Annotated in this window: 15 protein-coding genes and 1 pseudogene; 6 read left to right on the top strand and 10 right to left on the bottom strand. The window is 39.5% G+C overall.

Annotation, left to right across the window (positions count from 1 at the left end; translation table 11 throughout):
* Positions 1-31 precede the first annotated feature (31 nt).
* Both GHI45_RS00590 and GHI45_RS00585 read left to right on the top strand, forming a co-directional pair.
* A complete protein-coding gene (locus tag GHI45_RS00590) occupies positions 32-2,002 on the top strand; it encodes a transglycosylase domain-containing protein (RefSeq protein ID WP_370450739.1) in 1,971 nt (656 codons plus the stop codon).
* A gap of 2 nt (positions 2,003-2,004) precedes the next feature.
* On the top strand, positions 2,005-2,634 hold the full coding sequence (locus GHI45_RS00585; RefSeq protein ID WP_147779217.1) for an MBL fold metallo-hydrolase: 630 nt from the start codon (positions 2,005-2,007) through the stop codon (positions 2,632-2,634).
* A 132-nt stretch (positions 2,635-2,766) separates the two neighbouring features.
* On the opposite strand, the gene GHI45_RS00580 is transcribed toward GHI45_RS00585, so the two are convergent.
* From GHI45_RS00580 to GHI45_RS00565, 4 genes and pseudogenes are all read right to left on the bottom strand, one after another.
* Positions 2,767-3,594 carry a sugar ABC transporter permease gene (locus GHI45_RS00580; RefSeq protein WP_255514216.1) on the bottom strand — a complete coding sequence of 276 codons (828 nt, stop codon included), beginning with the start codon at positions 3,592-3,594 and terminating at the stop codon, positions 2,767-2,769.
* A 28-nt stretch (positions 3,595-3,622) separates the two neighbouring features.
* Entirely contained in the window at positions 3,623-4,987 is a 1,365-nt protein-coding gene (locus GHI45_RS00575) for a carbohydrate ABC transporter permease (RefSeq protein ID WP_147779216.1), read from the bottom strand.
* Positions 4,988-5,048: 61 nt separating this feature from the next.
* A pseudogene (locus GHI45_RS00570) lies at positions 5,049-6,256 on the bottom strand (extracellular solute-binding protein).
* Between the two features lie 264 nt (positions 6,257-6,520).
* The gene (locus GHI45_RS00565) at positions 6,521-7,621 is read right to left on the bottom strand and encodes a LysM peptidoglycan-binding domain-containing protein (protein ID WP_147779215.1); all 1,101 of its coding nucleotides are present in this window, start codon (positions 7,619-7,621) and stop codon (positions 6,521-6,523) included.
* A 192-nt stretch (positions 7,622-7,813) separates the two neighbouring features.
* Here GHI45_RS00565 and cysK point away from each other — a divergent pair, with 192 nt between their 5' ends.
* Positions 7,814-8,749, top strand: a complete 936-nt coding sequence (gene cysK, locus GHI45_RS00560) for a cysteine synthase A (RefSeq protein WP_147779214.1) — start codon at positions 7,814-7,816, stop codon at positions 8,747-8,749.
* A gap of 56 nt (positions 8,750-8,805) precedes the next feature.
* On the opposite strand, the gene GHI45_RS00555 is transcribed toward cysK, so the two are convergent.
* Positions 8,806-9,465, bottom strand: a complete 660-nt coding sequence (locus GHI45_RS00555; RefSeq protein ID WP_228385974.1) for a C40 family peptidase — start codon at positions 9,463-9,465, stop codon at positions 8,806-8,808.
* 100 nt (positions 9,466-9,565) lie between these two features.
* The gene (locus GHI45_RS00550) at positions 9,566-10,711 is read right to left on the bottom strand and encodes a cysteine desulfurase family protein (RefSeq protein ID WP_147779212.1); all 1,146 of its coding nucleotides are present in this window, start codon (positions 10,709-10,711) and stop codon (positions 9,566-9,568) included.
* Between the two features lie 293 nt (positions 10,712-11,004).
* On the opposite strand from GHI45_RS00550, the gene GHI45_RS00545 reads away from it, so the two are divergent.
* From GHI45_RS00545 to GHI45_RS00535, 3 genes are all read left to right on the top strand, one after another.
* A complete protein-coding gene (locus tag GHI45_RS00545) occupies positions 11,005-11,832 on the top strand; it encodes an Rgg/GadR/MutR family transcriptional regulator (RefSeq protein WP_147779211.1) in 828 nt (275 codons plus the stop codon).
* Between the two features lie 116 nt (positions 11,833-11,948).
* Complete coding sequence (locus tag GHI45_RS00540; RefSeq protein WP_147779210.1) at positions 11,949-12,572, top strand: hypothetical protein; 624 nt, start codon at positions 11,949-11,951, stop codon at positions 12,570-12,572.
* A 122-nt stretch (positions 12,573-12,694) separates the two neighbouring features.
* Positions 12,695-12,931 (top strand): hypothetical protein, encoded by a 237-nt coding sequence (locus GHI45_RS00535; protein ID WP_153497372.1) that lies wholly within the window; start codon positions 12,695-12,697, stop codon positions 12,929-12,931.
* 99 nt (positions 12,932-13,030) lie between these two features.
* Here GHI45_RS00535 and GHI45_RS00530 read toward each other — a convergent pair whose 3' ends face one another.
* From GHI45_RS00530 to GHI45_RS00515, 4 genes are all read right to left on the bottom strand, one after another.
* Positions 13,031-13,306: an HU family DNA-binding protein gene (locus tag GHI45_RS00530; protein ID WP_147779208.1), complete on the bottom strand. Its 276-nt coding sequence runs from the start codon at positions 13,304-13,306 to the stop codon at positions 13,031-13,033.
* A 114-nt stretch (positions 13,307-13,420) separates the two neighbouring features.
* Entirely contained in the window at positions 13,421-14,101 is a 681-nt protein-coding gene (locus GHI45_RS00525; protein ID WP_147779207.1) for a YpmS family protein, read from the bottom strand.
* 18 nt (positions 14,102-14,119) lie between these two features.
* Positions 14,120-14,974 carry an SGNH/GDSL hydrolase family protein gene (locus tag GHI45_RS00520; RefSeq protein ID WP_147779206.1) on the bottom strand — a complete coding sequence of 285 codons (855 nt, stop codon included), beginning with the start codon at positions 14,972-14,974 and terminating at the stop codon, positions 14,120-14,122.
* Positions 14,967-15,803: a DegV family protein gene (locus tag GHI45_RS00515; protein WP_147779205.1), complete on the bottom strand. Its 837-nt coding sequence runs from the start codon at positions 15,801-15,803 to the stop codon at positions 14,967-14,969. Before GHI45_RS00515 ends, GHI45_RS00520 begins: the two co-directional genes overlap by 8 nt.
* Positions 15,804-15,937: the final 134 nt, after the last annotated feature.

Genomic DNA, 15,937 nt, shown 5'->3' with positions numbered 1-15,937 from the left:
GAAAGCTCATCGTTCGACAAAAGCCAAGTGGATCACTGGAATTAAACTTTTTTTTATTGTACTTTTTTCTGCAATTTTATTAGCGGTAATTGCTGGCGGTTCTATCTTTGTTTATTACGCGAAAGATGCGCCAAAATTGGACTTAACAAAACTCTCGTCTGCACCATCTAGTCAATTTTTAGATGCTTCAGGTAACGTTATTGCTACCATGGGGACGGAAAATAGAACCCTTGTCGAAACTGACAATATTCCTGTTCAGTTGGTAAATGCTGTCACTTCTATTGAAGACCATCGTTTCTTCAGTACGCGAGGCATTGATCCCGTCCGTATTGCAGGTTCATTCATGCATAACTTAAAGGGCGGCTCACTCAATGGTGGATCTACGCTCGATATGCAACTGATTAAATTGGGCATGTTTTCAACCGATGCTTCTGACCGAAATTTACGTGTTAAAATTCAAGAAGCATGGCTTGCGCTCCAACTAGATCAAAAATGGACAAAAGAGCAAATCTTCACGGCATACGTCAATAAAGTCAACATGGCAAATGGTTATTACGGCATGGGTACAGCCGCAAAGGCTTATTACGGAAAAGATTTAACTGCATTGTCAATCGCTCAAATTGCACTCCTTGCAGGGATGCCTCAAGCGCCGACAACCTACAATCCGTACACAAATCCTACTGCTGCTAAATACCGTCGAGATTTGGTCATTGAAGCCATGTACAAGTATGGAAAAATTACTGACGCAGAACGCAAGACTGCTCTTGCAACACCGATTAAAGATGGTTTGCAGCCCTTGAAACAGAGTGTTACCATTCCACGTTACGCGGACAACTTCCTCAAAGAAGCAAAAGCGCAAGCTGACGAATTGGCCGGTGTCGATACTGCAAATGCAGGCGTTAAAGTCTATACGACTTTAGATACCGCTGCTCAACAAAACTTGTACAACATTGTCAATACTGACACATACGTTAATTATCCTGACAAAGATTTGCAAGTCGCATCAACAGTAGTCAATGTCCAGACTGGAGCTGTCGTGGCTCAAATTGGTGGTCGAAATACACCATCAAACGTTACTTTTGGTACCAATGAGGCAGTTCAAACCAATCGTGACTGGGGTTCTGCCATGAAGCCACTCGTTGACTATGGGCCTGCCTTTGAAGATGGCATTTACACTTCTACTGCGGATACGGTCAGCGACGAACCAACAACTTATCCTGATGGAACCGCACTTAAGAACTGGAATAATTCTTATTTGGGAACCATGACTGTTAAATCAGCCCTTCAATACTCACGGAATATTCCAGCCGTTAAAACATTGATTAAAGTCGGCTTAACCAATTCCAATGATTTTCTTAATAAAGTCGGAATTGACTTGTCACCACTGGTTTGGTCAAATGCGATTTCAAGTAATTTGTCTCATTCGACCAAGTCAAGTGCCAAAGGTGTGAATTCTGTCCGAATGGCTTCTGCTTATGCTGCATTTGCCAATGAGGGTGTTTATACGAAGCCTTATTATGTGACGAAAATTGTCTTTTCTGACGGACGCGAAATTGACTATAAACCTGAAAAATCTCAGGCCATGAAAGCTTCTACCGCTTATGTCATTACTGACATGCTCAAAGGTGTCGTACAGCTTCCGATTTCAACTTCTGCTGGTGGAAACGCAAATGTTCCTGGACTGACAGCACTCGCTGGTAAAACAGGAACGTCAAATTACGATGACACTGAACGTGCCGAAATTGACAAAAAATACGGTTCAATCTCAGGAATGGTTTCGCCCGATGAAAACTTCGTCGGCTACACGCCTCAATACTCGATGTCCGTTTGGACAGGTTACAAAAACCGTATGACCCCAATTTATGGCGATACGATTTTATGTGCGACGAGCGTCTTTAGAAGCATGATGTCGATGTTCTATCCTGATCCTTCGACAGTGACAGACTGGACTGCTCCAAGCACCGTTACCGATGATGGCTCCTATGTAACGGTCAATAATTAATCATGAAAATACAAAAAATTATTAATTCCATTGCTCAGGAAAATACTTATCTGCTTAGCAACGCTCAAGCGTGCATGGTTATTGATCCAGGTTCAAATCCAGAGCAACTGTTGACAGAACTTGACAATCTAAATTTGCCTTTGGTCGCCATTTTACTGACACATGCCCATTTTGATCACATCATGGGGCTTGAGTCACTAAAGACATTTGCACCACAAGCAACGATTTATCTTCATGAGGCTGAGAAAGCTTGGCCCAAAGCACCTGAGTTAAATGCCTCAAGATTACTTCTTCATCAAGATATTATCGCACCAGATGCTGATTTATTCTATACTGTGGATAGGAAAAGCGAAATCAAAGGTTTTTCCTTCCATGTTTTAGAAACACCTGGTCATTCGATTGGTGGTGTCAGTTTATATTTTCCAGATGATGAGCTTGTTTTTACCGGCGATACCCTATTCAAAGAAGCTATTGGACGTTGGGATTTACCGACCGGAAATTATGAGAGCTTACGGAAATCAATCAAGAGCAAGTTATTTACACTGCCCGATCGTATCCAAGTCTTTCCAGGACATGGTCAAGCAACACAAATTGGATACGAGAAAGCGAATAATCCTTTCTTTAGACATTAAAAAGACGCTGTCAGTACTGACAGCGTCTTTTTTTGATGTATAAAAAACTTGTTACTGACCTAATCGCTCAAAAATATCCATTTAGGAGGAAACGACTTTGGACAACTTCATCAGCAGCAAAGATTTTAACAATTAACCTTTATCTGCACCAGCGGTAATGCCGTTGACGTAGAAACGTTGCATGATGATAAAGAGTATGGTTATTGGTACAGAGACAATGATACACCCAGCGACAAATTGTGGGAAATATCCACCTGCTGCACCTCTGGCGTTGGTCATCATGTTTTGAAGACCATATGCGACTGTCCATCCTTTAGGACTTCCTGTCCCCAACAAAATCATTGGCAGGAGGAAATCTAACCATGGGCCGATGAAAGCCATCAAAGCTGTATAAACAATGATTGGCTTAGACAAAGGAAGCGTAATATGAATGAAGAGTTGCCATTTGGTCGCACCATCAATGATGGCTGCTTCATCAATCGACGCTGGAATGGTATCGAGGAAACCTTTGAAGATATAAAATCCTAAACCTGCACCACCCACATAAATCAAAAGCAAGCCGACAAGATTGAGCATATTGAAAGCCTTCATGATGTAATAAAGACTGACCATTGACATCAAACCTGGGAACATTCCGAGAATCAAAGCCAGTTGCATATAGGTCTTTTTCATCTTGAAGTGAAGACGCGAGAGGGAGAATGAAACCACGAGTACAAAAATGGTACTGATAATCGTTGAGAAAACCGCAATCAAGAACGTATTGATAAGCCAGTTTCCATAAGGATAGAGGGGGTTATTGAAGATTCCTGTATAGTTTGATAGGGTCCAATGTTGTGGAATGAACGTTTGGACAAATCCTGTTGTTGATTGTGAAAAGCTTGCCAGAATAATCCAAAGGACAGGAAACAGCCAAATGACTGCCAAAATCGTCAGCACAATATAGCTTAATACCAATGAAATTTGATTTTGAAGTTTTTAAGATTTCATTTTAATTTGCTCCTTCTTTAAATGCTGATGTCCGACGATAAGTAATCAATGAGAAGCCTGCAACGACGATAAAGATAAAGATACCGATGGCAGAACCAATATTATAATTGGCGATACCGCCTTTCATGGTTAAATTAAAGAGCCATGTAACGAGCAAGTCTGTTGATCCTGCTTGATAGAAGTTGGCATTCAAGGGGGCCCCTCCTGTCAACAAATAAATAACGTTGAAGTTATTGATATTCCCAACGAATTGTTGGATTAAGGCAGGAGTCATGACAAACAAGATTTGTGGGAAAGTGATGGAACGGAAAACTTGGAAAGTGTTCGCACCATCGATTTTTGCAGCTTCCACTTGATCTTGAGAGATATTTTGAATGATAGCTGTCGCAAGCAACATCGAAACTGGGATACCAATCCACATATTGACCAAAAGAACAGTTACTTTTGCAAAGGTTGGATCAGACAAAAACGGAATTGGATTGTTGGCGCCAATGACATGAATGCTTTGCAGCCACGTATTGATTGGGCCACCATCCGCAAAGAATTGACTCATCATCAGCAATGACATGAATTGAGGCATGGCAAAGACGATAACGAACAAAGTCCGCCAGAAGCCTTTGAACTTGACCCCTTTCTTCTCAATCAGCAAAGCTAATAAAATACCAAAGAAGAAAGTGGTATAGGTTGCAAGAATTGCCCAAACGATTGTCCAAATCAAAAGTGAGAAGAAGGTATTGGCGATATTACCTTGGGTGAAAATTTTACCAAATGCCTCAAATCCTGTCCATGAAAAACCGATTTGGTGGTTAAAATCATAATTGGTAAATGCGACCAAAATGTTAATCATCAAAGGTAAAACAGTAAAGAGCAAAATTCCGAGCAAAGGAATGGTCATCAAGGTTTGATGAATTCGGTCATCCAAAAGTGATTTCAAATCCTCTTTCGTAGTTGGAATGTGTTTTCCATCACGATTAAGAGCGAAAAGATGACGGGTTGACTTGAGACTGACATAGTAAATGTAAATCAACAAGGCAACAACAATAATTGCCAATACTCCGTAAAGTAAGATTGGAAGTGATGCGTCAGGTTGAACTGTGATGGGGTATCCTTGTGCATCGACTGTTCTGTGAATGGTTTTATTGGCACCAAGATTTGACAAGCCACTCAAGGCAGAGAGTCCGCCAATAATCAACCACGCAAAGAAGAAAATTTCAGTGAATAAAAAGACTAATCCTTTAAGCCATTGCTTATTTTTTAATTGGGCCGTCCCCATAATGAAAAAGCTCAGTTTGGTCGCCAAATCACCTTTCGTCCAAACTTCTTTGAAAGTCGCTTCAGGTGGAAGCTTTATTTTCCTTTTAAACATATCTTGTACTTTCTAAAAAAAGAAACGGGCGGGCTCTGCCCACCCGTTAATCATCATGAAATTAGTTAACTGCTTTTGAGATATCAGTAACGAATTTAGTAAGTTGAGTTTGGAATTGAGCAGCAGGTGTTTTTCCAAGATATGCATTTTGGATAATAGGAGCGGCTTCTGTCCAGAATGTTGCCATTTCAGGCATCTTAGGCATCAAAGTATCGTTAGCAACTTGTTTGATAACGGCTTGTGCAACTGGATCAGCAGTAATTGTAGAATTTGTTTGTGCTGATGTTGATACAGGGATGGCTGCTTCTGCTTTGTAAAGAGCCATTTGTGATTCTTCGTTAGAGAGGTATTGTGCAAGGGCATTTGCTGCAGGAATGTCAGCAGATGGTGTCTTGGCATTGATAGCAAGTGTACCTACGCCAGAGAAGGCTTGCATTTGTTTAGAACCTGAGCCAAAATCGATAGTAGGAAGTGTTGTTACACCCATGTTAGAACCAAGGAATTTTTGAATGTTGGTTGCGTCCCAAGGGCCATCAAGAACAGCTGAAGTTTTACCAGCTTGGAAGTCTGCAAGAAGGGCAGTACCAGAGTTTTTAACACCAGCATTTGCTTTTTGAGCAGCGAACCATTTCAAAGCTTGAACACCTTGAGCATTGGCAGCAGTTGTACCAGTCAAAGTTTCACCATCTTTACCGAACAAAACAGTACCATTTGAAAGGAAGGCTGGGTACCAGTTGTATGCGTTAGAGAAGTCAGTACCGATTGGAGTAGCTGCTGTGAAGTCTGTCCAAGCTGCTGGAGCAGTTTTCATTTTAGATTTGTTGTAGAAAATGATATTAGATTGTTGGTCTTGTGGGTAAGCATAAACGCTACCTTTCCAAGTTACAGCAGTAGCCGCAATCGCGATATCATTTGATTTAATCCATGAAACTTGAGTTGGTCATTTGGAACTTTGAAGACATCAGCGTATTTAGCAGGGTCTTTGGCAATATCTTGTTTAGCATTGGCTGAACCATTTGGGTTAGTAGCAACAGTAACTTTAACGTTAGGATATTCTTTCATGAAGCTTGCAGCAAGTGTCTTGTAGGCAGGTACTGTAGCAGTATCGACCATCAAGCTAACTGAACCTTTAATATCTTTAGGGTTTGTTGAACTTGATGTAGAAGATGATGATGAGCTAGTTGAGCTTGTTGAACTTCCACAAGCAGCAAGTGTTGCGATTGCAAGAACTGATGCTCCGCCGAGTGCAACTTTTTTCCAAGAATTCATTTTTGTTTCCTCCTAGTGAAAACGGGTTTTAGAAATATCTTTCGTTTAGGAAGCAATTTCATTATCTTTGAAATCGTTTTCTAAATCTGTAATCATTTTACCAAATTTGACGTAATAAATAAATTACGTAGAAATTAAATTACAGTATCAAATGTAAAAGTTCGGACAAATATTCCTGTTTTCTATACTAAACTAGAAAATTCATTCTTATTTTTTCAATTTTTAAGCAAAAAAAAAGCTGTCAGAACTGACAGTTTTTTAATTTTATATCATTATGGTTTGACCTGGTAAAATGGTCTCATTTGTCCCGATACCGTTGATTTCAGCCAATCTTTCTGCTGACATTCCATTGGCGGTCGCAATCGAGTAGAGACTTTCGCCTGAGATAACGGTATGCGCATAGCGGGAATTTTGCGTGCTGCTGGTTGTGCTACTACTGCTGGTCGTTGTCTGTGTTGCAGGAGACGCCGTAGAGACGGATAACCGTTCTCCGATATGGATTACATCTGCATCACTAATCGAATTGGCAGACATCAACTGACTGATCGTCATGCCGTACTGACTCGCAATAGAAGAAAGACTATCGCCTGATTTGACCGTATAAGTGCCTGCACTTGAGCTTGTCGTTGTTTGGCTACTCGTGCTTGTCACTGTGCTTGAACCACTGATTTTCAAGACTTGTCCTACTTGCAAGCTATTGCTGTCGGTGAGGCCATTGATTGACACAAGGCTTGATACAGAGACGCCATATTTAGCAGCAATGGCTGAGAGACTGTCGCCTGATTGAACCTTATAGCTTTGGCCTGAGCTACTTGTCGTAGCACTTGTCAGTGTTGATGAGGGGATACCACCATTGTCATAAGCTGTTAAACCAAGTTCTGCAATCAAGTAATTCAGTTTTGATGCATAATCAGGGTCTGTTGCATAACGGCCTTCTAACCAAGCAGTTGCGTCGCGATATGAGCTTGTATTCTCACGCCAAGCCCCTGCATAAAGTTTTGAACCACGTAAAAGTTGCGCATGAGCAATACATGACTCATAAAGTGACCCATAAGCCTGAAAAGGTTCAACAACAGTTTGCATTTGGCCATTGATGTATTCTTGTGTTGGCAGATAAACAGGATTTCCTGACGTGTATTTTACGCCGAAAATATTGTTGTAATTATTTGCAAGTCCGCTTTGACCGTGACTACTCTCCAAAATACCTTGAGCAATCATAACTGACGGATATAAACCATATTCATTGGCCACGGGCGTAACAGCTTGCGCAATCGATGTGACAGACAATGCTTGTGCTTTGACACCTGTCAGTACTGACAGGGCGAGGACAGACGCCCCTAAAGCAAATTGATGTTTCTTTTTCATTCCTTACTCACTTTCTATTCAACTCTAAAGCTTAATCCTATTATAATAGATTTCTAATCCATTTGCAAAATGATACCTTGAAAAGTATTGCTTATAAATTTTTTTAATGCTGACATAAATATTTTTTATAGCGAAAATCGTAAAATAGTGTAAAATAGAGGTATAAAAAGCCTAAGAAAGAGGTCACAAAAAATGAGCAAAATTTATGACAACATCACTGAACTAATCGGAAAAACACCAATTCTTAAACTCGCACAGACAGATGAAAATGCAGCTGATGTCTATGTTAAACTGGAAAGTTTCAACCCTGGTGGCTCTGTTAAAGACCGTATCGCTCTTGCCATGATTCGCCAAGCAGAAAAAGACGGCAAACTGACTGCTGGTGGAACCATTGTCGAACCAACTTCAGGAAATACCGGAATTGGACTTGCCTTTGTAGGTGCTGCTTTGGGCTACAAGGTCGTGATTGTCATGCCTGAGACTTTTTCAATCGAACGTCGCAAACTCATTCAAGCCTACGGTGCTGAGCTTGTCTTAACACCAGGTGCTGGCGGAATGGGTGCTGCGATTGCTAAAGCTAAAGAACTTGCTGATGAAAAAGGCTATTTCCTTGCCATGCAATTTGAAAATCCTGCCAATCCTGCCATTCACGAAGCGACAACAGGTCAAGAAATCATTGACAGCTTTGCAATCAGTGCTGACAACATTGGGCTTGACGCTTTTGTTGCAGGTGCCGGCACAGGCGGTACCATTACTGGAGTTTCTCATGCCCTCAAAAAAGTAAATTCAAACATCAAGACTTATGCGGTTGAAGCTGCTGAGTCATCTATCTTGTCAGGTAATCCTGCTGGTCCTCACAAAATTCAAGGAATTTCTGCTGGTTTCATTCCAAGCATTTTGGACACAACTTCTTATGATGAAGTCATCGCTGTCAAAGGTGACGACGCTATCTTGACTGCACGCGCAATGGGCGCTACAGATGGTTTCTTGGTTGGTATTTCCTCTGGTGCAGCCATTTATGCCGCTCGCCAAGTCGCTCAAAAATTAGGCAAAGGTAAAAAAGTGCTTGCCATTCTGCCTGACAATGGCGAACGTTACCTCTCAACAGTTTTATATGATTTTGACTAATACAAGCATCATTTCTGACCAAATAATAAAAATGCTAACCTTCCGTTAGCATTTTTTTATACTTCACGTCGAACGACACCAGCTTCAAAAAGTTGCTGCCAAGTCATGTCTCCTAAAACTGACGGATTAATAACGTCAGTCAATTTACTGATATTGACCCCATCTGTACTGTTTGAGTCATGCAAGATGTACCCATCGCCAAGATATATTGCAACGTGTTGTTCATTTTCAGTCGCATCTGCAGCAGTAACCAGCAAATCTCCTCTTGCTTTATTTGACCAACTCACCGAATTTCCTGTTTGTGCAAGAAGTGTCGTCGAAGCCGCATATTGATAGACCAGAGATTGACCGCCTAATCGAAACATCTGCGCGACAAAACTCGAACAATCATATTCATTTTTGGCTACGGAGGCGTCTGTGCGCCCTCCGCCATAAACATAAGGACTAATGCCCACCAGTTTGAAGCCCTCACTGATTGTTTTTTCAATCACTGCATTTCCCGAATTCAAGCTTGAGGCAACTTTTAAATAAGCTTTAATCGTCGAGCTAGTCGTTGGAATACCCAAATTTGAGCTTAAACTTGTGGACGAAGTCGTTTGGCTACTTGCTGAACTTTGCGTGTTTCCTAGCTGTTGAAAGCTATAAAAAGCGCCAGCCAGTAACATCAATAAAACAGCGATGCTCATTAAAAAACGGCGCTGTTTTTTTCTTTTCATCTTTTTTCTTAAAGCCAAATTGCTTTGTGTATTTCGGCGCTGTGATGTCTTGCTTTGTTTTTTCATAACTCTATTTTAAGCAATGACTTTTAAAATCAGCTTAACGGGCGATTTTATCAAATTCTGTGTAGAGTTGTTTAAAAACAGTCAAAAATTGTTCAACTTCAGCCATATTATTGGTGTGATCAAGACTAATTCTGACCGCGCTTGTTGCGATTTTATTTGGTACATTCATGGCAACAAGGGTTCCAGCTGTTGCGTTCTTCTTCGAAGCACAAGCCGATGTGGTCGAAATATAGATTTCATGATTTTCAAACGCATGCACAACGACTTCGCCACGAACGCCACGAATTCCAAAAGTCAAAATATTAGGTGCAAAGTTTTCCATTTCGCTAAATAAAACGACTTTTGGATAAGCTTTCAAAGCGTCATAAATCACTTGCTTCATACCCGCGACTTTCTGACGTTTCATGGCATCATCAGTCAGCGCAAGACGCATGGCTTTGGCAGTTGCTGCAATGGCTGGTAAATTTTCAGTGGTTGAACGTCGATTATTTTCTTGACCTCCACCGTGTAATAGTGGCGTCAGGCGTTTTCCAGCTTTGATTACCAAAATCCCAACGCCACGTGGGCCGTGGAACTTGTGAGCTGACAATGTGACAAAATCAACACGAGGGAGCATAAAGTCCTCCACAGCAATTTTACCAAGCCCTTGGACTGCATCCACATGAAAACTAATGGTTGGCTTGTCTTCAAGCAATGCTGCAATCTCACGCAAAGGTTGAATGGCTCCCACTTCGTTGTTAACCGCCATCACTGATACCAAAATGGTATCTTCTCTGATAAGGGCTGCGAGTTTGTCAGTTCTGACAAAACCTTTGTCATCAACTGGCGCATAATCAATCTCAAATCCCTGTGTGGCTAACCATTCAGCAGCGTTTTTGATGGCTGGATGTTCAACATTTGAGACAATGATGTGATTTCCGTAAGGCCGTTTTTCAAAAGCCACCCCTTTTAGAACCCAGTTGTCGCCTTCAGTACCGCCACTTGTGAAAAAGACCTCATGAGCCTTCACGCCCAATAATTCTGAGATTTGACGGCGTGATGCGTCTAATAAACGCGTTGCTACAGTTCCTAAATTGTGCAGGCTTGATGGATTTCCCATAATCCGACTGGCCACATCAGTGTAAGTTTTAATTGCTTCAGGCGCCATTGCTGTGGTCGCTGAATTATCAAAGTAAATCATTTTTTTGTTCCTATTTCTTCTGCTTCTAGACTTGTTATGAAAGAAAAAGTCCCGTCAAAGCTGACGAGTTTTCTAACATTCATTCCTCAATTATAACACAAAAACGGTACCCTCACTCACTTCAGGTACCGTTTTTATTAGGAGTTTTTATGAAAAATATTTTTGGAATAAATATAGTATAACCGACATGACTTAACAGAAGCTAAAGGCAAACTTATCCGAAAATTAAATGTCGATTTTTTTAAAATGTGATATAATGAAATTTAAAAAATACTTTATAAAGTGAGTGCCAAATGGTTTATTCAAGATATGGGCAAGTTTTTAAAGAAATACGTAATGATAAAGGACTTCCTATGAGCTACTTTGAAAATATAGGGATAGCACGTTCAGTACTCTCCAGATTTGAAAATGGACATGTGGGAATTAGATTTGCAACACTAGATATCATGCTCCAAGAGATGAATGTAAGTTTAGCAGAGTATGAACTCATGCTTAACAATTTTTCAATGGACTTTCAAGAAGAATTTATTTTAGAAGTTGAGGAAGCTGATTATGCAAAAGACATTAAAAAACTTCAAGAACTCTATGTCACTGCAAGAGACTCTGGATACCACTGGTTTGCCATCATGGCAAAAGCGAGATTTTCTCACTTGAGCCTCCCTGAAGTTGAAGCATTACTTGATTTTTTAGGAAGTATAAAACAATATGGCTATCTTCAAATTTGCTTAGTTTATTTCACGATAGACAATCTTGAAACAAATAACATTATTGAAATTCTAAGCCGATTTGAGCAAAAAAGTAAAAATTATTATGATATTTTTAAATATCGTAGAAGAATACTTCAGGTCGCCTATCGTGCCAGCATTATTTTGGACTTTCGCGGAGAAAAGCGATTATCAGATTTCATCTTAAAAATTTGTAATCGGAAAAAAATCACACACGACCTTTTTATAACTCAATTATCCCATTTAGCCCATGCCATTCATGACTATTGCTTTGGCGATTCCATACAGGCCAATGAAGAAATTGAATGCTGTCTAAACAATTTTGAAAAACTGGACAGTAAACAAGTAAGTGATTATTATCGTGAAAAAATAAAAATATTAAAAAACAAATCTTAACTCGTTCCTGTATAGGAACGAGTTATTTTATATGACTAATGCTTTATTGATTATAATTAAATTAAATAAAAAACAAATGAGACCTCTCTCATTTCTTAAACAGAAAGGAATTTCTTATGAAAACACAAAAAATTATTGCTGGTCTTCTGACAAGCATCGCACTACTATCTCCAGTAGCACCACTCATGGTTTATGCCGATGATGTAAGTACAATCCCACAAAATGCTGCACTAGCAGATATCTATCAAGATGCAACACCTAGTGATAGTATGACTTCAACACAAATTGTTTCTCAATTCGCAAAAGATAACGGAATTTCTTTATCTGCAGCAGCTACCCAACTAGGTATCAATTTGAGAGTACGAGATTTGAACACTTATCGGACATTGTCTATTCAGTTTACAGTAACTGCCACTTATAAACCAATATTATTATTCTATTGCCAAACATCTGAAAGCGGACTGTTTCATGGAATAGTAAAAATATTGAATGTTAATATGAATCGAACTTACAATGGCGTCTCTAAATTATTTACTGGAAACATTTACTTTAACTTGGAAAACGCCAATCGAATTTATTATAGTATCAACGGCGATTTTTATGAGACTGGAACTCAAACTACCACAGGTAGTGGAAGTATTAATATTGGGGTTGGAGCTAAAGGTTCTGCTTCAATATCAGCAAGTTATACTTCAAACTACTATGCTTCAAGTGCTGCTTATGGCACTTTAAATTGGTAAATAAAAAAGTAAAAAGTAGCATTTTAAAAAATGTGATATAATAGATACAGAAAAGTTATTTTCTCCTGACGACAAACACCGTACCAGGTAAGCACGACGGCGTAATTTTAAGGAGAATACTCATGTTACTACAAGTTTTTGGCTCTGCCTTGATTTTGATTGCCTTTATTTTGGCACAAATCGGGCTTTTGAAAGCCAGCAGTCTGATTTATCTGTTTCTCAATGCCATCGGTTCAACCATTTTGGCACTGGATGCCCTCCATCTTCAACAATGGGGCTTTGTGGCACTTGAAGGTGTTTGGGCTGTGGTGTCACTCATTGGCTTATTGAATTACTTTTTTCAAAAGAAAAACGCATAAGAAAAAGCTGTCAGAACTGACAGCTTTTTTTGACGCAGTAATGACGAAATAAAACAAAACACCGCAAGGCTTGCGATGTCTCTGTTTTATAATTAATTCTTATTTAACTGCGTCTTTAAGTGCTTTACCAGCTTTAAATGCAGGAACTACTGTTGCATCGATTTTGATTGCAGCGCCTGTTTGAGGGTTGCGACCTTCACGAGCTGCACGAGCGCGAGTTTCGAAAGTACCAAAACCAATAAGTTGTACTTTTTCACCTTTAGCAAGGAATTCTGTAACTGCTTCACCGAAAGCGTTAACTGCTTTTTCTGAATCTTTTTTAGTCAAACCAGTTTTTGCTGCAACTTCAGCGATAAGATCTTGTTTGTTAGCCATTTTAAAAATGTCCTCCATTTATTTTTTACCTTTTACTTAGGCACTGTTTATTTTATCAAATATTGCCCGTCTTTGCAAGCTAAATTGGCGATTTAACACCGTTTTTATTGATTTTTAATCTTTTTTCATTAAATCAAAAATAAATTTTCCAGAAGGAAGGTCAATTTGATTTGCTTTGACAAACAAATCATTGCCAAGCTCGATTTTATTCAGATGAAGAATGATTTGATTGGCTGAACTTTTGACTTCAACAAATGCTGGAAGCTTGTAAGACTTAGCCATGAGTAAGACTTCTGAGGTCGGCAAACTCAATGTACCTGCCGAAATACTCGACACACTCAAGCTAATCGAACCATCTGATAAGGCTACCGGCTCAAAATAAATATAGAGTGGCACTTTTGTCCCCAAAATTTTATAATCTGCATTGAAAACAGCATAACGATCAGAGATATAAAATTTATAAGTCAAATCTTTGCTTTGATTTTTGTCAAGATAGCTGTTAATGACTTGATTGAGACTGTCTGTCGTACTTGAAATGCTGGCAATCTTTTGCCCACTTTTTACAGTTGATGTCACTTTTGACAAGCTGGCTTCATCTCTCAAGCTTGTTACTCGAACAGCCACAAAAATCAAGCCTGCTAAGTTAAATGCAAGTAAAAGCAAAAAGAGGATTTTCCAAATGGAGAATTTTTTATTTGTTTTTTCTTTTTTTATTTTTGGGGTTTTTGACTGGCTTCTTTTTTCGATTGGTTGAGTTGCTGCTTGAGTTTCTATATTTTCATTATTTTCGGTCATGCACGTGCTCCGTTTTGATTAGTGATTTTCTTTGACATAACGCTCAAAAACAGCATCTGCCATGATTTGATAGCCCGTATTGTTCGGGTGGAAATGGTCGCCAGAATAAAGTAATTCATTGACGATTTCATCCGTTGACGTCTTGCTGGACTCAATTGCATCGACTGCTTGTCCATCGGCACCCTTGTAGAGCAAATCATTGATTGGTACAAAATAGGCCCGCTGCTGTGCCTTGACGACCTTCTCAGTCGCCGCATTCCAGTTATCAATGATATTTTGGAATGCTTTAATGTCTGGAAAGTTGAGATAGAAAGGATTATAAATACCCAGCACGTAAATCTGTGCGTTGGGATTGACTTTTCTAATCTGAGCAAATATTTCCTCAACTTGTTTTTGATAAAGCTCAGCGGGCTTCTCAAAGTCCTTTTCACTCATGTTTGAAATCTCTGTGATATTGTCTCTAAAAACTTTCAAGACATCATTTCCACCAACAGTCAGCGTGATGACATCTGCTGTTTTCAAGGCCTTTTGAATTTTAGTGTTCGTGGTCATTCGCTTGTAAATCTGAGTGCTTGTATCGCCAGCTTTACCGAAATTTTGAGTGCTTACAGTAATTGTATTATGCTCTGAATTTTCGATTGCTTTAGCAAAGAGTGGGACAAATCCTCCTTGCTTTGTTGTATCGCCGACGCCTTCTGTTAGGGAGTCTCCAAGCGCCACGAGCTTAATATTTTTCTGATTTTTTATGCTTGCCGTCTTATTGGTCAGCAAATTTCCTGCTTTAGGAATTGAAAACCATAGGGCAGTAAATATAAGTAAAGTTGCCAGCAGGAAGCCAGCAACTTGTATCACTATTTTTTTCATCTTATTCATAACTAATCATGATTGCCCACGCACCAGGTCCTGTATGCGTTGCAATGGTCGAATTTGTATCCAAAACAGCAATGGGTTTCTCAACAAATTTTTGCAGGGTGTCTTTCGCATTTTGTGCAAATTCGAGGCTTTCAACGTGTGAAATTCCAATTTCTTTGATGGCACGACCTGAGCTACTGATTGAAGCAGCTAAATCTTCAAGCCAACGGTTAAAGGTTTTATTACCACGCCCACGAATTAAAGTACCTAATTCATGGTCTTTAAGTGTCCCGATAACTTTCACATTCAAGAGCGCTCCAAAAAGTCCAGTCATACGGCTAACGCGGCCACCTTTGACCATGTTTTCAAGCGTTGAAAAGCCAATATAAAGTTCTGTATTTTCGCGTGTTTTCTTGATTGCAGCTAAGATTTCATCTTTGCTTGCACCATCTTTTGCCATTTTCGCTGCTTGAACCACTTGAAATTTGAGCGCTTGGTCAGTAAAATCAGAGTCAATAACTGTTACATTTTTTCCTGATAAAATACTTCCCTGACGTGCTGCTTCAACTGTTCCAGACAAAATATCTGTCATGTGAATCGAAATCACTTCATCTGCTTCTTCAGATAATTTATCATAGACCTCAGCAAAAACACCGACGGGTGGTTGACTCGTTTTAGGTAAATTTTTGGCAGTTGCCATTTTTTCCATGAATTCATCTAATTCCAAATCTGCGTCGGAATATAATACGCCATCAATCATTACTGAAAGCGGAACGATGGTAATGTCCAGGTCATCTACGATTTTAGGTTCAATCGTAATTGATGAATCTGTCACAATTTTAATTGCCATAATGTCTCCAAATTAAGTTTCTACTTACTACAAATTGATTAATAAAAATCCATCAGTACTGACAGAAGCTAGCTTTCTGTCAAAAAACTCATTTCCTTTTCTATACGATTTATGATATTATATATTATATCAAA

The organism is Lactococcus sp. dk101, from assembly GCF_009601055.1.
GTDB lineage: Bacteria > Bacillota > Bacilli > Lactobacillales > Streptococcaceae > Lactococcus.
Note: the sequence above shows the minus strand (reverse complement) of the source record. Positions and strands in the feature narration are given on the sequence as shown.